This is a genomic window from Paenibacillus mendelii, from assembly GCF_024498075.1.
GTDB lineage: Bacteria > Bacillota > Bacilli > Paenibacillales > Paenibacillaceae > Paenibacillus_Z > Paenibacillus_Z mendelii.
Genome location: NZ_JANHOF010000005.1, coordinates 363,943 through 381,189 on the forward strand (window position 1 = coordinate 363,943; position 17,247 = coordinate 381,189).

The window sequence follows — 17,247 nt, forward strand, 5'->3', positions numbered from 1 at the left end:
TGGCGTATTAACGGTTCAATAATGTTTTGTAAAAGCATTTGTCATATGTTTGTCATTGAAAGTCGATCCATGGCGGTTGTTACGACTTATCAAAAAGGGCATAATGGAAACGAAGGGAAAACGATAGAAATGGGGAACGTCAATGAGCTATAACGACCTATTCATCCGGGCTTGTCGGAAGGAATCCGTCGATCGCGTGCCCGTCTGGTATATGCGACAAGCGGGACGCTATGATCCCGATTACCGAAAAATAAAAGAAAAATATTCGCTTCTCGAAATTTGCCGCCAACCGGAACTGGCAGCTGAAGTGACGCTTCAACCGGTGAAGAGGCTGGGTGTTGACGCGGCAATTCTATATTCGGATATTATGAATCCAGTCGCTTCAATCGGTATAGATTTCGATATCGTGCCTAATGTCGGCCCGGTTATCGACAATCCGATCCGATCCGCTGGCGACGTTGAACGGCTTAAGCCGATTGACGTTGAAGGGGATCTCTCCCATGTGCTGGAGACCATCCGCATTCTGGATCGTGAGCTCGAAGTGCCTTTAATTACATTCGCAGGCGCGCCGTTTACGATTGCGAGCTATTTGATCGAGGGCCGTCCGTCCAAGTCTTACATCAAGACGAAGACCCTTATGTATAGCGAACCCGCGATCTGGTATCAATTGATGGATAAGCTCGGAGACATGGTCATTACCTATTTGCGCGCCCATATGGCCGCAGGCGGCAAGGCGTTCCAACTGTTCGACAGCTGGGTTGGCGCACTGTCTCCGAATGACTTCAAGCGATATGTCCTGCCAACTATCGAACGGATATTCGATGAACTGTCCGACCTGCCGCAGCCGAAGATCTATTTCCCTGGAGTGGCTTCAGGCGAACTTCTGCCCGTGCTTGGCAGCATAAAGGCCGATGTGATCGGACTGGATTGGCGGGTATCGATAGCCGAAGGGCGCCGTCGTCTTGGAGGGGCGTTCGCGGTACAAGGGAATCTCGATCCGTACGTGCTGACGGCTCCGATGGATGTGATTGAAGCTTATGCACGTGACATCATTAATGATGGAATCAAGGAACCCGGCTACATCTTCAACCTCGGGCATGGGCTGTTCCCGGAAGCATCTCCAGACAAGCTGCTGGGGCTTACCGAGTTCATTCACCGCTACTCGGAGGAGGCTATTGCCCGCTTAGGCAGGAAGGAGTCGCATCATGTCTAACAACCGGATCGGCGTGCTTGTGATGTCTTACGGGACACCGGAGAGTATGGATGGCATTGAAGCTTACTACACACATATCCGCCGCGGGAACGCGCCTGCACCGGAGCAGCTTGCGGAATTGACTGCCCTTTACGAAGCTGTTGTCGGCGGGGTGTTCCCGCTTCGCGAGAATACGAATCGTCAGGTAACAGGGCTTCAGACTGCGCTGGATGCAATAGCTCCTGGACGATACGCCTGTTATCAAGGACTTAAACATGCCTCGCCCTTCATCGAGGATGGCGTCGCCAAGATGGCAGAAGACGGAATTAAGCGTGCTGTTTCGGTCGTGCTTGCGCCTCATTATTCCACGATGAGCGTAGGCGGTTATAACAAACGGGCTAACGAGAAAGCGGAAGAGCTCGGCATTGAGATGGCTTCCGTTGAGAGTTACCATCTTCATCCGAAGCTGATTGAAGCGCTGGTGGATCGTGTCGTATCGGCACTCAACAAGTTTGACCGCAAGGAGCCGATTAAGGTGCTGTTTAGCGCTCACAGCTTGCCTGTTCGAATTCGGGAATCGAATGATCCGTACGAGAGCCAGCTGATGGAGACTTCGTCAGCGGTCGCAGAACGTGCGGGTGTGACGGACTGGGAGTTTACATGGCAGAGCGCCGGGCGAACCCGCGAGCCATGGCTCGGTCCGGATATTCTGGAGACGCTGCAGGACGTTGCGGACAAGAATTATAAGCAGGTGCTGTCGGTGCCGGTCGGCTTTGTTTCCGATCATTTGGAGGTGCTGTATGACCTCGACATCGAAGCCAAGGCAGCGGCAAGTGAGCTTGGGATGAAGTTCGAGCGTATCGAGATGCTGAACACGGATCCATTCTACATGGAAACTCTTGCGGAATCGGTGGAAGCGAAGGATCGTTGGCGTTAGCGCGATCGCGCAATAGAAGATGCGAGGACTGGGGCAGACTAACCTTTGCACAGCCTCGCAGAATCTTTATAGGAGATGAAACTTATGCGGAGAAACGGACAACCTGATCGTATCGTCGTGATTGGCGGCGGGATCAGCGGACTGAGCTCCGCTTTTTATTTGCTTCAAGAAGCTGAAGCCCGAGGGCGGAAGCTTGCTATTACGATCGTCGATCCGGGTGGAAGAATCGGGGGCAAGATCAGTACGCTGCATCGGGATGGCTTTGTCATCGAGCGGGGACCGGATTCGTTCATGGCGCGCCAAAAACCGATCATCGATCTCGCTCATGATCTTGGTATTGCTCAGGAGCTGGTCGGTACGAATCCGGCGGCGAAGAAGACATATATCGTACATCGCGGCAAGCTTCTTCCCATGCCCTCAGGTCTTGTGCTCAGCATACCGACGGAAATTGGACCATTCATGAAGACTGGCATATTGTCATGGAGAGGCAAGCTTCGCGCGATGATGGATCTCGTGCTTCCTGCCCAGAAGCTGCCAGAGGACGAATCGCTAAGCAGCTTCCTGTCCAGACGAATCGGAACCGAAGCGATGGAACGGATCACAGAGCCGCTGCTGGCATGTATATATGCCGGCGATCTGCGCGGCTTGAGTGTACAGGCAACGTTCCCGCAGTTTAGAGAAGCCGAGCGGAAATTCGGAAGTCTTATTAGAGGCTTGCGGGAAGGCCGGAGCATGACGACAGTTACAGCCGGGGATAAGGATTTGCTGCCGTTCTCTGCGGCTACCGATTTTCTGACGTTCAAGGGCGGTCTAGGGACGATGGTGGATGCACTTGACCGGGCATTGGCTGGCGTTCAGCGCAGGCTGGGAACGAAAGTGGAACGCATCGAGACCGCCGAGGAAGCTTCGGCTGCAGGGAGGGGCGTTGAGCAGGCAGATAGCGGTTTTCCTTATAAGCTAGCGCTATCTAATGGCGAGACGATCGGGGCGGACGGTATTGTGCTCACTACACCCGCGTACGATGCGGCGGATCTCTTAGAGACGCATGTGGATACGAAGCCTCTCCGGTCCGTTCCATACGTATCGGTGGCGAATATCGCAATGGCCTTCGACAAAAAGTCGTTAGGAGTGGAATGTAACGGGTCCGGTTTCGTTAGTCCCCGCGCAGAAGGAACGACGATTACAGCATGTACATGGACCTCGGCCCAATGGCTGCATTCGAGTCCTGAAGATAAAGTTCTGCTGCAATGCTATATTGGACGCACTGGGGATGATGCGATTGTGGATCTACCTGATGGCCAACTGACCGCTGAGGTAAAGCGTGACATCCGTGAGCTGATGCAAATTACCGATGAGCCGATCTTCACGGAGATTACGAGGCTGCACCGGTCGATGCCGCAATATCCGGTTGGTCACATCGGGCATATGAAAGCCTTCCGTGCCGAGCTCGAGGAGAAGCTGCCGGGGATATGGGTAACCGGAACGGCATTTGACGGTGTTGGGTTACCAGCGTGCATCCGGCAAAGCCAGGAAGCGGCGGTACATATGATTGAGCGGCTGGAGCGCCGGTAGAAGCAGCAAGAGTGGAGCCTATCCATCATGCCCAAGCGTCTGTAAAGCTTATAAAGGGTCTTATAGCAGGCCGCCCAAGCTAAGCCAGCCATCTGTAAAGCCTATTAATACCGTTACAACGTCCTAATTTATGCTGAATGTAATAGCTGAGATGCAGCAGCATTGAATCTATGCAATAACACAAAGACCGTTCCAGAGCTATGCGCTCCGAGAACGGTCTTTGTGTTACCAATCAATCGAGCGGCGGGTCTGCACGGCCTTCGCGCTCGGCTTGCTTGCGGTGGGCGATTCGGCTGCTGGCTGAAGCGGCAATGGCACCGACGATGTCATCGAGAAAGGTGTGGCATGCGGCGTCGTTTTTGTCATTCAGCTTCTTCAGAATGCCAGGTTTGAGTTTGTCAACGTAGCCGAAATTTGTAAAACCGATACTGCCATATACATTCACGATCGATAACGCCAATATTTCATCGCAGCCATATAGGCCTTCGTCGTTCTCGATCATCTCTTGAAGCGGAGCCATCAGCTTCCCTTCCTCAGCGAGCAGATCCAGCTGAATGCCGGTAAGAATAGCATTCTGTACCTCGCGTTTGCTGAGAACGGCGTTAACGTTATTCACGCATTCTTCAAGGTCCAGATCCGGGAAGTAGTCCTTCTGAAGAAAGAGCACAAGCTCGGCTATTTGGGTCTTGGTGACGCCCCGGCTCGTGAGCCACTCTTCAGTTGCTGCTGCGACCTTTTGGCTGTTTAAGCTGTACATATTGGATTTCGTCATGTGATGCACCTCTTGTCTCGATTTGTGGGACAAATCTGGTCTAATTCCTATTTGGGGCTCGTATACATAGTACTACAAAAGAAGACTTGTACCAAATGCATCCATTCGAAAAGGGAGGAAAAACCGACATGACTCACTACCGCCTGTTTCGCCGGGCTGCGCTCGCCGGAGCGCTGGCGCTGCCCATTCTGACAACCGGCTGCGGGTTATTCTCGCAGGAAGCAAGCAATCAGATCGATCCGCCTCAAAATGCAACCCAGAACAACTCGAACCCGAGCAACACAACCGGACAAATCAGCACGGAAGGGCAGACACAGATGACCGTGTACTTGAAGGATTCCAATAACTTACTTGCCCCGGTCACTGTGCTTGCTGCACTCGGGACAGAGGAGAAGCCAGGCCAGAAGGCACTCGAGATGATGGTTGAAGGCGGCGCGCTTGAAAGCGAATTGCCTGAAGGGTTCGCGGCGGTATTGCCGAAGGGGACTCAAGTAAAGGACTTTAAGACCGTCCCTGATCAAAAGCTGGCCATCGTCGATTTCTCCAAATCCTTCGGGGACTACAGCGCTTCCGAGGAGCGCAGAATCGTAGAGGCTGTGACATGGACGCTGACAGGTATGGAGGGTATTCAGAAGGTTCAGATTTGGCTGGAAGGCGAAGAGCTTAGCGAAATGCCCGTAGAAGGTTTGCCGCTAGACGAGCCGCTGACTAGGGCGGTAGGCATCAACCTCGAAGCCGCTGAAGGCCTCAATTACAGCCAATCGACTGCGGTGACGCTGTACTTCTCCGCGGTTACGCCAGACGATGAAGCGTATTATGTGCCTGTTACGCGCCTCATTAACCGTACGAACAATAAGGCGAAAGCCGCTATCGAGCAGCTAATTGCCGGTCCGCTTAACAATGGCTCGCAATTGAATGCGGTGATCACACCCGATGTGGTCGTCAAGGATATTACGAAGAAGAATGATATTGTTACCATCGATCTGGAGGACAGCGCCTATAAGACGGGGGTCCAGACACCGGCAGAGATGCTTCAGGCTGTCGTGCTTGCGCTGACTGAAAATACAGGTCTTGGCAAGGTTCAGATTAAAATAAATGGAAAAACCGATGTGATTGACACGAATAATCAATCCTACAGCCAACCGGTCAGCCGTCCGGAACATATGAACGCCTTTAAATCATAATTCAATCCAAATCCTGTTCGGGCCTGCCCGGACAGGATTTTTGGCGAGGTAATAAAGAGATTCGAGCTCAGGCTGCTTGCTATCGCGGCGTGGGCTCTTTTTCTATAAAGGATTCAAATTCGGCTTTTCTGAATTATTTATCCTTATAAGATCATTGCAGGTGGGGAGCTTCAGGTGCATTTCGCGCTTGTCTTTGTTAAAATGGTATGGGCTGGCTTAGTGCCGGGTACCTAATGTGTACGATGAATATGGAGGATTACGGAACATGAGAACAGAAGGACGTCAATGGAACGAGCTTCGGCCGGTTACCATTTCAATGAACACGAATAAATACGCGGAAGGCTCCGTACTTATAGAATTTGGCGATACGAAAGTGATCTGCACGGCCTCTGTGGAGGAGAGGGTTCCGCCCTTTATGAAAGGGCAGGGTAAAGGCTGGATTACAGCGGAATACTCGATGCTCCCGCGTGCTACACAATCCCGGAATCATCGTGAATCCGCCAAAGGAAAGCTGACCGGCCGGACCATGGAAATCCAGCGACTGATTGGCAGGGCCCTTCGCTCAGTCGTTGACCTGCAGGCGCTCGGTGAACGGACCATCACGCTGGATTGCGACGTCATTCAGGCGGACGGCGGAACGAGGACGACATCGATTACCGGGGCGTTCATAGCACTGGCGATGGCTGTACATAAGCTTAACCAGAATCATGAATTCGCCAAATATCCGATTACGGACTACTTGGCATCTGTCAGCGTCGGCGTCATTCAAGAGAAGACGCTGCTTGATTTGAACTATGAAGAGGATTCCAAGGCTAAGGTCGACATGAATGTGGTCATGACCGGAGCGGGCAAATTCGTGGAGGTTCAAGGAACGGGCGAAGAGTCTCCATTCTCACGTCAAGAGCTTGATTCCCTCCTTGCTGCTGCAGAGAACGGCATTGGCCAGCTCATTGCCAAACAGCGGGAAGCGCTTGGTCCCATCGGAAGCCGTATCGGAGTGACACTCGTATGAAGAGCGGCGACACGGTTGTCGTAGCTACGAAAAACGCTGGCAAGGTGCGGGAATTTGCCCATGCATTCGGGAAGTTGGGCATGAATGTCGTCAGTATGTTTGATTACCCGGATTTGCCCGAGGTGGTAGAGGATGGAGCCACCTTCGCCGAGAATGCGCGTAAGAAGGCGCGGACGGTTGCGGAGGCGCTGAAGCTACCGGTGCTTGCAGACGATTCCGGTCTGGACGTGGCGAGGCTTGGCGGCGAGCCTGGCATCTATTCGGCTCGGTATTCAGGGCCGGGGGCTAACGATGCCAGCAACAACGTCAAGCTGCTTACAGAGCTCTCGCGATGCACAGAGGATGAAGCAGATGGGTTAGAGACGCTATCGGATGGATCGAAGCTTCTTAGCGATGCACGATTTGTATGCGCGCTTGCGCTATACGATCCGCATGCGGAAACGTTCATCGAATCGGAGGGCTTTATGACAGGTCAAATCACGGATCGTCCAAGAGGTCAGAACGGGTTCGGCTATGATCCATTATTCTGGCTGCCGAAGTTCGGCAGATCCATGGCCGAGCTGACGCCGGAGGAGAAGAATGCCATCAGCCACCGGGGACAGGCGCTTGAAGCGCTCTTACAGCAGTTATCATAATAAGAAACCTTTCATATTATTGTAGGGGTGGTTCCATGCATACATTAATGCCTGCTTTGTTTATTGCACACGGTGAACCTTCGCTTGCCATCGAACGCAGCGGTTATACGAACAAGCTGCAAGAGATGACGGAGCAATGGCCGAAACCAACGGCCATCGTCGTCTTCTCCGCGCATTGGGACCATCGGGGAGAGCAGCTGATCGACGGAGGGCCACAAGGAAACGGCGGGTCGGCTTACAGCGGATCGATGGAGCAGCCGGGCGTTCGGGTGACGAACAAGGACAACAAGCTTCACCGGACACTGCATGATTTTAAGGGATTTCAAGAAGAGCTTTACCGTCTCACCTATCCGGTTCATGGCAGCAGTATCGTCGCGACGCGCATATTGAAGCTACTGCGGGATATCGGGACACCATGCGGAATGAAACCGGGCAGAGGACTTGATCATGGTGTATGGGCTCCGTTGATCCATATGTATCCGGATGCCTCGATACCTGTGATCGGACTATCTGTCGACCCTTCCCTGCAACCTTCCAGGCAGTATGCCATCGGACGCGCGCTTTCTGCATTACGCCAAGATGGTGTGCTCATTATTGGCAGCGGCGGTACGGTGCACAATCAGAGCCGTATCGACCTGAATGCAGACGAAGAGACAGCTTGGGCGCAGCAATTCGATGCGTGGATCGCCGAGCAGCTGGTCATATGGAACACCGACAACCTGTTCGCTTATGCGGAGCTGGCACCCCATGCGATAGACGCGGTTCCGCCAGGTGGCAGCGAGCACCTGGCTCCACTGTTCTATGCGATGGGGGCAGGCGATGAAGGCAGGCAAGCGGAGAGGTTGTTTCAAGGGTATCAATACGGATCTTTAAGCTTGAATGTATGGCAATTTATGTAGCTGTAATTGTTACAGCGTGACTCATACCACCAATTTACGCATACAAGCGGCCCAGCAGGATACTGCGGGCCGCTTTTTTTGGAGCCTGAAGAGAGGGGGCTCGCTATCGGATCGAAACCTTGTATTCGCGGAGCCACATATCGATTTGCAGCAGATAGGCAAACAGCTGCGGGCCGGACATCAGCTGGCCAAACCAGGGCAGATTGGTGCTGGCGGATTCGGACTCTGCAATTTCGCGAATTTTTTTGACGTCGATGAGCGGTAATAGCGGTGATGTGCCTTCATGGATTAAGTCCAGCACCTGTGTGCGTACGGCATCTAAGTAATTAGGGTTATGCGTTTTCGGATAAGGGCTTTTTTTGCGATATAGCACATCGTTAGGGAGCACGCCTTCCAGTGATCGGCGAAGAATGCCTTTCTCCCGGTCGCCGGCGGTTTTAATCTCCCAGGGAATGTTGAAGACATAATCGACAAGACGATGATCGCAATAGGGGACGCGGACCTCGAGGCCTACGGCCATGCTCATTCGATCTTTGCGGTCAAGCAGCGTCGGCATGAAGCGGGTGATATTCAGATAGGACATAATACGCATCCGGGCGGCGGCTTCATCCTCGCCGTTCAAGTGAGGCACCTCGCTGAGGGCATCACTGTAGCGGTCGCCAATATATTCGAGTGGGCGAATCCATGCGGCTACATCTTGAGACAGCAGGCCAGCTCTCATTCCGCTTGCCAACGACCACGGGAATGTATTCGAGTTCAGCGATTCCTCCCGGTGGAACCAAGGGTAGCCGCCGAAGATCTCGTCCGCCGCTTCGCCGGAGATGGCGACAGTCGCTTCTTTCTTAATTTCCCGGCAAAAGAGAAGCAGCGAAGCGTCGACATCAGCCATGCCGGGTAAGTCCCGTGCCAGCATCGCTTCCCGTAAGGCAGTGATCAGTTCAGGCGTATCGAATTGTACAGGGTGATGGATTGTGCCCAGATAAGCATTCATTCGCTCGATCCAAGGGGCGTCTGCATTGGGTTGAAAGTCATGCGCCTTAAAATGCTTGTCGTTATCGACGTAATCGACCGAGAATGTATGAACGGCTCCTTGACCGGTTTGTTCATAATAGCGGACGGCGAGCGATGTCAATGCGCTGGAATCAAGACCTCCTGACAGCAGAGTGCATAAGGGCACGTCGGAGACCAGCTGGCGTTCGACGGTATCCTTCAGGAGCTCGCCTACCGTCTGTGCGGTCTTCTCGGCGTCTTCCGTATGAGGGCGGCTTTCCAGACGCCAATATTGGGTTATGGAGACGCCTGAACGGGTGACGGTTGCGCAGTGGCCCGGGAGCAGCTCGCTGATGTCTCTGTATACGCCATGCCCTGGTGTTCGGGCGGGGCCTAGAATGAAGATCTCAGCCAAACCCTCGGGTCCAACCTCTGCTTTCACAGATGGATGCGCGAGCAGTGACTTCGGTTCCGAGCCAAATATAAAGCGGCCAAGCTGCTTCGCGATGAAGAGCGGCTTCACGCCAAGCCGGTCACGCGCCAGAAACAGCTGCTGCTCCTGTGTATCCCAGATGGCAAAGGCGAAGATTCCATTGAATTTCTCTACGCAAGAAGGTCCCCACTCCATATAGGCGACGAGAAGCACCTCGGTGTCGCAGGTAGTCGTAAACCTTCTGCCTCTTCCCTCAAGCTCCCGTTTCAATTCTAAAGCATTGTAGAGCTCGCCATTATATACGACAACGTAGGTATCATCCCCGGATACTCGGATCATCGGCTGCGCGCCGTTAGCGGGATCGATGACGGATAAGCGTCTATGTCCGAGCGCGCAATTGGGGGAAATCCAGGTACCCGAAGCATCCGGTCCGCGATTCGATAACGTCTCCGTCATTCTTTCCAGTATGGCAGCATGTTTGGTGAGGTCGTCGGTCCAATCAATCCAGCCCGTAAATCCACACATGGTTCTCATTCCTCTCTATGCAGGGCATATAGCTTCTATACGGTTTCGAAAACAGCGATACTATGATGGTTATGCGGTGAAAAAGGATAAAATGTCTGTCCCTGTGGGGATGCTACTTTGGAGGGAAACGTTAGGCTAAGGAGATGAATTTGCTATGCATGAACAACATGACGCTTATAAAGCGGCTGCGGATGAGGATCGAGAAGCCTTCTACGCCCGCAAACATTACTATGTATCCGTTCAAGCGGGTTCGATCCTGGAGGATCCCGAAGCCGCTGCCTATGAATTGGAGATATGGGCGAATGAAGAGGAGCTGAACCGGCTGCAGGAGCTATTCGAAGAGCTGGTAAGCGAGGATGAGGCGGAAGCGGCTCATTTCACCTCGCACCCATACGGCAGCACTCCAGTAGAGCGGATCAATTCGGCTTACGATGGATTTATCGAGGATATCTATAAGCTGCTGCACGAGCTGGGGACGCCGGAGACGAAGCGGCATATCGCATCGATGGGATTATTCCCGGAAGGTACGCTGTCTTGATAGAAGCCATGGTAAGGAAAGCTTCGTTCGCGGGCTTTGACAGCCGATAACCGACCGTCTGTGAAGGGAGGTGACGACTGTCATGGAGCAAATCAAGGATAATAAGAGCCAGAAATACGCGAAGAACCAGAACTATGCGGATGAAGTAATTGAGAAGAACGCCAAGAAGCCTGCGCAAAACAATGCAAGTACGAGCGTCGATAAATAATTGCGAACAAACGCAAGCTCCGCCACCGTCTCCTTGGTATTCATTCGTGCTACAATAGTGGCGCGTGCGAATGCGAGGAGGCGGTTTTTGCGTGGCGACAAAAACATTAATCCGGAATGCGACGATTATGACGATGAATAACCAGGATGAAGTGTTGGCAGCGGATGTGCTCATAAACGGGGGGATTATTCAGGCGGTTGGGGAACGATTGGATGTGAGTGGTGATACGGCCATCGTTCAGGCGAAGGGGAAAGTACTGCTTCCGGGCTTTGTACAAACGCATATCCATCTATGCCAAACCTTGTTTCGCGGACGAGCGGATGACATGGCGCTCATGGATTGGCTTCGCAAGCGAATATGGCCGCTCGAAGCGGCTCATGACGAGGAGTCGGTCTATTACTCGGCAATGCTCGGCATCGGTGAGCTGCTGCGGAGCGGAACGACGACGATTCTTGATATGGAGACGGTCAGCCATACCGAATCGGCGTTTCGTGCGATAGCAGACAGCGGGATCCGTGCCATATCCGGCAAAGTCATGATGGATGCGGGCGGGGATATTCCGGTTGGTCTTCAGGAGGACACGAACCGTTCGATCGAAGAGAGCACCGCGCTGCTAGAACGATGGCACGGCTATGACGGTGGACGGATCGGATATGCCTATTGTCCGCGATTCGTGGTTTCTTGTTCAGAGCAGCTGTTGAAGGAAGTGCGTGATTTAGCCGCCAAGCATCAAGTACTCGTGCATACGCATGCTGCCGAGAATCGGGAAGAAATCGAACTGGTTAGACATCAGCGGGGCATGCGAAATATCGTGTATCTCGATCATATCGGGCTGACTGGCCCCAGGCTCGTTCTCGCGCATTGCATCTGGCTGGATGAGGAGGAGAAAGCGATTCTCAGACGCTCGGGTACGAGAATGGCGCATTGTCCAGGCTCGAACCTGAAGCTTTCCTCTGGAATCGCGACGGTGCCTGAATTGTTGGCGGAAGGCGTCGAGATCGGGATAGGCGCCGACGGTGCTCCCTGCAATAATACGCTGGATATGTTTCATGAGATTCGCCTGACTGCATTGCTGCATAAGGTGCGCTGCGGACCCGAAGCGATGGATGCACGGACTGTGCTTCGTATGGCAACGATCGGCGGTGCTCGTACACTGGGCCTCGATCATCTGATCGGCAGCATCGAGGCGGGGAAGCAGGCAGACTTGGTGCTGCTCGACTTGAATGATTACCACACTTTCCCGTCCTACGAGGCGGATCCTTATTCCCGTATCGTATATGCGGCCTCTCGCGGCAATGTCGACTCGGTCTGGGTTGGCGGCAAGCGTCTAGTCCATAACGGACGTGTGCTTTCAATGGATAAAAGGGTTGTTCTGCGGGAATCGGACCGCTCGATTAAACGGCTGCTAAAGCGGGTTTGATGGGGGGGATATCAGATTAGGCACAATATGCCATAACATAGGAAACAAGCGGATTGCGTTAAGCAATCCGCTTGTTTGTATACTCGACTAACCGTTCACAATTTCTCCGCCGTTAATATGCATTACTTGACCGCTCATGTAGGACGAATCTTCACTTGCCAGGTATACATATGCCGCAGCCATCTCATCAGGCTGTCCGCACCTTCCCAGAGGCGTGTCCGAGCCGAAGGCCGTTACGGTTTGCGCATCGAAGGTAGACGGGATAAGCGGTGTCCATACAGGGCCTGGCGCGACGGCGTTGACCCGGATGCCCCTCGCGTTCAGGTTCATGGATAGCGCGCGGGTAAAGGAGACGACTGCGCCCTTCGTGGCCGAGTAATCAAGCAGCTTGGGACTGCCCTTATAAGCGGTAACGGAAGCGGTATTAATAATGGAAGCGCCTTTATGGAGATGCGGAGCCGCCGCTTGAGTCAAGTAAAACATGCCGAACACATTCGTTCTGAAGGTTCGCTCCAGCTGCTCTGGCGTAATTTGCTCCAGGGAATCCTGCGGGTGCTGCTCGGCGGCGTTATTGACGACAATATCGAGCTTGCCGAATTGGCGGATCGTCTCATCAATCGTTTTCTTGCCAAATTCGGGGTCCCCGATATCGCCTGTTAATAGAAGGCATCGCACGCCGTATGCTTCCGTGAGACGTTTTGTTTCCTGCGCATCGCCGTCTTCATTCAAGTATACGATGACCATATCTGCGCCTTCTTTGGCGAAGGCGACGGAGACGGCGCGGCCGATGCCGCTGTCTCCTCCGCTAATTACTGCTACCTTGCCCTTAAGCTTGCCGGCCGGGAGGTAGGCAGGCGAGTCGAATTGTGGCCGCGGACTCATCTGAGATTCAATTCCGGGCTGCTGATTCTGATGCTGCGGCGGGAACGAGGCCGGCCGCTGCTGCAGCTGCTGGCTCTGAGGCATGTTATTCTGCTGTTGTGTCAAGGTAAACACTCCTTTCCAAGGGATAGCATTCCTTTCTTGACGCCGTTTTACACATTACGGCTATCCTCTATTACCCGATTTGACCGGTGGCAAGCCAATATGGCGGGATCGAATGAGCGAAGGGAACATCTTATATGAGGGGCATATATATGGATAGAACAGAATAGATATAGAGTGGGAGACGTGAATGGTTTTACTCTGTGAGAGGAGAAACCGGACCGAAGGAGCATTACACGTTATGGAGGGAATGAAATGGGAGCAGAGCTGCTCATTCAACTACTCATACTCGTCGTAATGATCATCGAGCTGGCGGCCAGATCTGGCAAATCATAACGAAGCCCAAAGAAAACCGGAAGGTTACCGCTATTGGCGGTCCTTCCGGTTTTTGTATATTGTGTATTTTTAATGGATATTTCATGTCCAAAAAGTGACAAATATAAAGCCCCTCTTCATGAAGAGGGGCTGGTTCATTGTATATGTCCTAAAGGAGGCTTTATAATTATAAATGGCGTCCCAGGAGGGATTCGAACCCCCGACCAACGCCTTAGAAGGGCGTTGCTCTATCCAGCTGAGCTACTGGGACACGACAAGCGTTATTATAGCACGGTATATTTTATGAATGCAATAGTTATTTATAATTTATTTCAGATCATTGACCGTTCGTTCATTTGACATTTGAACATCGGTCAAATAAAATCTTATTATATTCGAACGTTGGTCAAAACGGATACTAGAAGAGACAGGGAGTGGAAGTGTGAGAGGTATTATTCGGTTTTCACTGAATAACAAGTTTGCCATTTGGATCATGACGCTCATCGTAGTGGCTGGAGGTCTTTATTCCGGTCTCAGCATGAAGCAAGAAACGATTCCGAATATTAATGTGCCGATTCTGATGGTGAATACAGTTTATGTCGGCGCAGCTCCGGAAGAAGTGGCGGATAATGTGTCCAAGCCGCTAGAGCAGCGAATCGAGAATTTAAACGGAGTGACATCGGTAAGCTCGACTTCCAGCGAGAATGTCTCCTCCATCGTTGTTGAATATGACTATTCGAAGGATTTGAAGGAAGCAGAGGCTGAGCTTCGTGATATTGTGGATGGTTATGAGAAGCCTGAAGGGGCTCAAGATCCGCAAATTTCAAAAATTAGCCTGAATGATTTCCCAGTCGTCTCACTCAGTGTCTCGGGCAAGGGGATGTCTTTAGAAGAAGTAACGAAGCTCGTGGAGAGCGAACTTAAGCCTGCACTAGAGGGCATAGATGGGATAGGAACTGTTGCTATATCGGGACAGAATGTGAAAGAGGTTGTCCTGGTCTTTAATAAAGATAAGATGGATGCACTTGGCCTTTCGGAAGAAACAGTGAAAGGAATTGTACAAGCATCGGCAATTAAGGCGCCGCTTGGCTTGTTCGAACTCGACAATTCAGAGAAGACGATTGTCGTTGACGGTAATGTCACAACGCTGGAGCAGCTTAATAATGTGGCGATACCGGCTATTCCGTCTTCGGCAGGCGGAGCAGGTGCAGGAGCAGGAGGAGCCGCTGGCACTGGTATGCAGGCGCCCGGAGCATCTGCCCCAGAAGCACCTGTCGCAGGAGCGCCGGCTGCAGGCGCACAAGGCGCAGCGGGCATTCCTACCGTGAAGCTGTCGGATATAGCCGATGTTAAGCTTGTCGATAAAGCGGAGTCGATTTCGCGGACGAATGGCGAGCTGTCGATCGGTATTAATGCGACTAAGACTTCGGATGCGAATACGGTTGAGGTCGTCAATGGCGTGAAGGATGAAGCCGACAAATTCATGAGCAATCATGAGGGTGTCAGTACAGTTGTTCTGTTAGACCAAGGCAAGCCTATCGAAGACTCCGTAAGTACAATGATTGATAAGGCGCTGTTCGGTGCATTGTTTGCTGTTGTTGTCATCATGCTCTTCCTTCGTAATTTCCGCACGACGATTATATCAGTCGTCTCGATTCCGCTATCCCTTGTTATCGCACTGCTTGTATTGAAGCAGATGGATATCACTCTTAATATTATGACTCTTGGGGCCATGACGGTCGCGATTGGCCGGGTAGTCGATGATTCGATTGTGGTTATCGAGAACAATTACCGGCGGATGGCGATGCGTTCCGAGAAGCTTAAAGGCAAGGAGCTCATTATCGATGCGACACGGGAGATGTTTATCCCTATTCTGTCCTCGACGCTCGTAACCATTGCTGTATTCGTTCCGCTTGGCACAGTCAGCGGTCCAATCGGCGAGATGTTTATGCCTTTCGCGCTTACGATGGTATTTGCCCTTCTTGCGTCGCTGCTTGTTGCGGTAACGGTCGTGCCGATGATGACGCATATGATGTTCCGCAAAGGGCTCAAAGCGAGCCAAACGCATGAGGAGAAGCCAGGAAGACTAAGCACTCAATACCGCAAAGTGTTGAACTGGTCGTTGAATCATAAACTGTTCACATTCCTAACGGCGGTTGTCATTCTAATCGCAAGCTGCTTCCTCACCCCGCTTGTAGGGGTCAGCTTCTTGCCGGAAGAAGAAGAAAAGTACGTGATGATTACGTATGCGCCGGGTCCTGGCAAACTGCTCACGGACGTAGAGAAAACTTCACTTGAAGCCGAGAAGCTCATAATGAAGCGTGAGGGCATGACGAACCTGCAGTATTCCGTCGGCGGACAGAATCCGATGAGCTTCGGTCCGAGCAAGAGCGCATTGTTCTACATTCAATATGAGAACGACATGAACGATTTCTCTGCAGAGAAAGAAAAGCTTGTTGAGGATCTTCAGAAGCTGGAGCCGACCGGTAAATGGAGTCAGATGGACTTTAGCGGTGGAATGGGCGGGAGTAAGCTAAGCCTGTTCGTTTACGGTGACACGCTGGATGATATCAAGCCAGTTGTGGAGAATATTCAAAGTCTCATGGAGAAAAACAGCTCATTAGAAAAAGTGGATACTTCGCTTTCCAAAACGTATGAGCAGTACACGCTTGTAGCCGATCAAGAGAAGCTGAGCAGTCTTGGCTTGACTGCTGGTCAGGTTGCGATGAAACTGAGCCCGATGCGCGAACGTTTGGTTCTAACCGAAGTCGCTGTGGATGGCAAGCAGTATAAAGTGTATATCGAAGTGGATCAGAAGCAGTACAAGACCATCGCGGATATCGAGAATGAGACAATCACGTCGCCGCTCGGCGTTACGGTTGCGCTCAAAGACGTAGTGAAGGTCGAGAAGGGGACTTCGTCCAACACCGTTACCCGCAAGGACGGCAAGCTCTACGTCGAGGTGTCTGCGAACGTCAAAGATAAGAACGTCGGCAAAGTCTCAACGGATTTGCAGGCAGAAGTAAACAAAATCGAGAAGCCGGAATCGGTTAAGGTTGATTTCGGAGGCGTGACCGAGCAGATCAACGAAACCTTCACACAGCTTGGACTTGCAATGGCTGCCGCTATCGCTATCGTCTACTTGCTTCTCGTAATCACGTTTGGCGGTGCCATAACACCATTTGCCATCCTGTTCTCTCTGCCATTCACGATTATCGGGGCATTGGTAGGTCTTTATTTGGCAGGGGAGACAATCAGCGCCACGGCCATGATGGGGATGCTCATGCTGATCGGCATCGTCGTGACGAATGCGATTGTACTGTTGGATCGCGTTCTGCATATGGAGAAAGCGGGACTGAGCACCCGGGATGCGCTTATAGAAGCTGCCGGAACGCGTCTTAGACCGATTCTCATGACTGCACTTGCAACGATAGGTGCATTGCTTCCACTGGTTCTGGGCTTCGAAGGGGGCAGCGGTGGTTTGATTTCGAAAGGACTGGGCGTAACGGTTATCGGAGGTTTGGCCAGCTCAACGCTGCTGACGCTGCTTATCGTACCGATCGTTTACGAATTTTTGGCCAAGTTCCGTAGAAAAACCGCAGACGAACAGTAATAAGGCGGTGAGGTGCGT

General features: G+C 52.3%; 14 protein-coding genes and 1 tRNA gene. 11 read left to right on the top strand and 4 right to left on the bottom strand.

The annotated features are described in order from the left end of the window. Nucleotides 1-142 precede the first annotated feature (142 nt). The 3 genes from hemE (at nucleotide 143) to hemG (ending at nucleotide 3,701) form a co-directional block, all read left to right on the top strand. Nucleotides 143-1,213: a uroporphyrinogen decarboxylase gene (gene hemE, locus NNL21_RS19030; RefSeq protein ID WP_204818790.1), complete on the top strand. Its 1,071-nt coding sequence runs from the start codon at nucleotides 143-145 to the stop codon at nucleotides 1,211-1,213. Then, nucleotides 1,206-2,129 (top strand): ferrochelatase, encoded by a 924-nt coding sequence (gene hemH / locus NNL21_RS19035; protein WP_256555329.1) that lies wholly within the window; start codon nucleotides 1,206-1,208, stop codon nucleotides 2,127-2,129. Before hemE ends, hemH begins: the two co-directional genes overlap by 8 nt. Before the next feature lie 84 nt (nucleotides 2,130-2,213). Then, a complete protein-coding gene (hemG, locus tag NNL21_RS19040) occupies nucleotides 2,214-3,701 on the top strand; it encodes a protoporphyrinogen oxidase (protein WP_204818792.1) in 1,488 nt (495 codons plus the stop codon). A 232-nt stretch (nucleotides 3,702-3,933) separates the two neighbouring features. Here hemG and NNL21_RS19045 read toward each other — a convergent pair whose 3' ends face one another. Then, nucleotides 3,934-4,473, bottom strand: coding sequence for a phosphatidylglycerophosphatase A family protein (locus tag NNL21_RS19045; protein WP_204818793.1), 540 nt, complete (start codon nucleotides 4,471-4,473; stop codon nucleotides 3,934-3,936). Between the two features lie 128 nt (nucleotides 4,474-4,601). Here NNL21_RS19045 and NNL21_RS19050 point away from each other — a divergent pair, with 128 nt between their 5' ends. The 4 genes from NNL21_RS19050 (at nucleotide 4,602) to NNL21_RS19065 (ending at nucleotide 8,203) form a co-directional block, all read left to right on the top strand. After that, nucleotides 4,602-5,657 carry a GerMN domain-containing protein gene (locus NNL21_RS19050; RefSeq protein WP_204818794.1) on the top strand — a complete coding sequence of 352 codons (1,056 nt, stop codon included), beginning with the start codon at nucleotides 4,602-4,604 and terminating at the stop codon, nucleotides 5,655-5,657. A 265-nt stretch (nucleotides 5,658-5,922) separates the two neighbouring features. Beyond that, nucleotides 5,923-6,669 (top strand): ribonuclease PH, encoded by a 747-nt coding sequence (gene rph / locus NNL21_RS19055; RefSeq protein WP_204818795.1) that lies wholly within the window; start codon nucleotides 5,923-5,925, stop codon nucleotides 6,667-6,669. After that, nucleotides 6,666-7,304 carry an RdgB/HAM1 family non-canonical purine NTP pyrophosphatase gene (gene rdgB, locus NNL21_RS19060; protein ID WP_204818796.1) on the top strand — a complete coding sequence of 213 codons (639 nt, stop codon included), beginning with the start codon at nucleotides 6,666-6,668 and terminating at the stop codon, nucleotides 7,302-7,304. Before rph ends, rdgB begins: the two co-directional genes overlap by 4 nt. A 35-nt stretch (nucleotides 7,305-7,339) precedes the next feature. Continuing rightward, nucleotides 7,340-8,203, top strand: coding sequence for a DODA-type extradiol aromatic ring-opening family dioxygenase (locus NNL21_RS19065; protein WP_204818797.1), 864 nt, complete (start codon nucleotides 7,340-7,342; stop codon nucleotides 8,201-8,203). Nucleotides 8,204-8,306: 103 nt separating this feature from the next. Here the strand turns inward: NNL21_RS19065 and asnB are convergent, their stop codons facing one another. Continuing rightward, on the bottom strand, nucleotides 8,307-10,151 hold the full coding sequence (asnB, locus tag NNL21_RS19070) for an asparagine synthase (glutamine-hydrolyzing) (RefSeq protein WP_204819099.1): 1,845 nt from the start codon (nucleotides 10,149-10,151) through the stop codon (nucleotides 8,307-8,309). A gap of 154 nt (nucleotides 10,152-10,305) precedes the next feature. Here asnB and NNL21_RS19075 point away from each other — a divergent pair, with 154 nt between their 5' ends. The 3 genes from NNL21_RS19075 to NNL21_RS19085 all read left to right on the top strand — a co-directional run bounded on the left by NNL21_RS19075 (nucleotide 10,306) and on the right by NNL21_RS19085 (nucleotide 12,317). Continuing rightward, complete coding sequence (locus NNL21_RS19075; RefSeq protein WP_256555330.1) at nucleotides 10,306-10,689, top strand: hypothetical protein; 384 nt, start codon at nucleotides 10,306-10,308, stop codon at nucleotides 10,687-10,689. An 82-nt stretch (nucleotides 10,690-10,771) separates the two neighbouring features. Continuing rightward, on the top strand, nucleotides 10,772-10,897 hold the full coding sequence (locus NNL21_RS19080) for a hypothetical protein (RefSeq protein ID WP_256555331.1): 126 nt from the start codon (nucleotides 10,772-10,774) through the stop codon (nucleotides 10,895-10,897). A gap of 127 nt (nucleotides 10,898-11,024) precedes the next feature. After that, nucleotides 11,025-12,317 (top strand): 5'-deoxyadenosine deaminase, encoded by a 1,293-nt coding sequence (locus NNL21_RS19085; protein WP_373567581.1) that lies wholly within the window; start codon nucleotides 11,025-11,027, stop codon nucleotides 12,315-12,317. A gap of 87 nt (nucleotides 12,318-12,404) precedes the next feature. Here the strand turns inward: NNL21_RS19085 and NNL21_RS19090 are convergent, their stop codons facing one another. Next, nucleotides 12,405-13,283 (bottom strand): SDR family oxidoreductase, encoded by an 879-nt coding sequence (locus tag NNL21_RS19090; protein ID WP_204819101.1) that lies wholly within the window; start codon nucleotides 13,281-13,283, stop codon nucleotides 12,405-12,407. A gap of 527 nt (nucleotides 13,284-13,810) precedes the next feature. After that, a tRNA-Arg gene (locus NNL21_RS19095) sits at nucleotides 13,811-13,887 on the bottom strand. A 171-nt stretch (nucleotides 13,888-14,058) separates the two neighbouring features. Between NNL21_RS19095 and NNL21_RS19100 the strand changes: the two genes are divergently transcribed. Continuing rightward, nucleotides 14,059-17,229 (top strand): efflux RND transporter permease subunit, encoded by a 3,171-nt coding sequence (locus NNL21_RS19100; RefSeq protein WP_204818799.1) that lies wholly within the window; start codon nucleotides 14,059-14,061, stop codon nucleotides 17,227-17,229. Nucleotides 17,230-17,247: the final 18 nt, after the last annotated feature.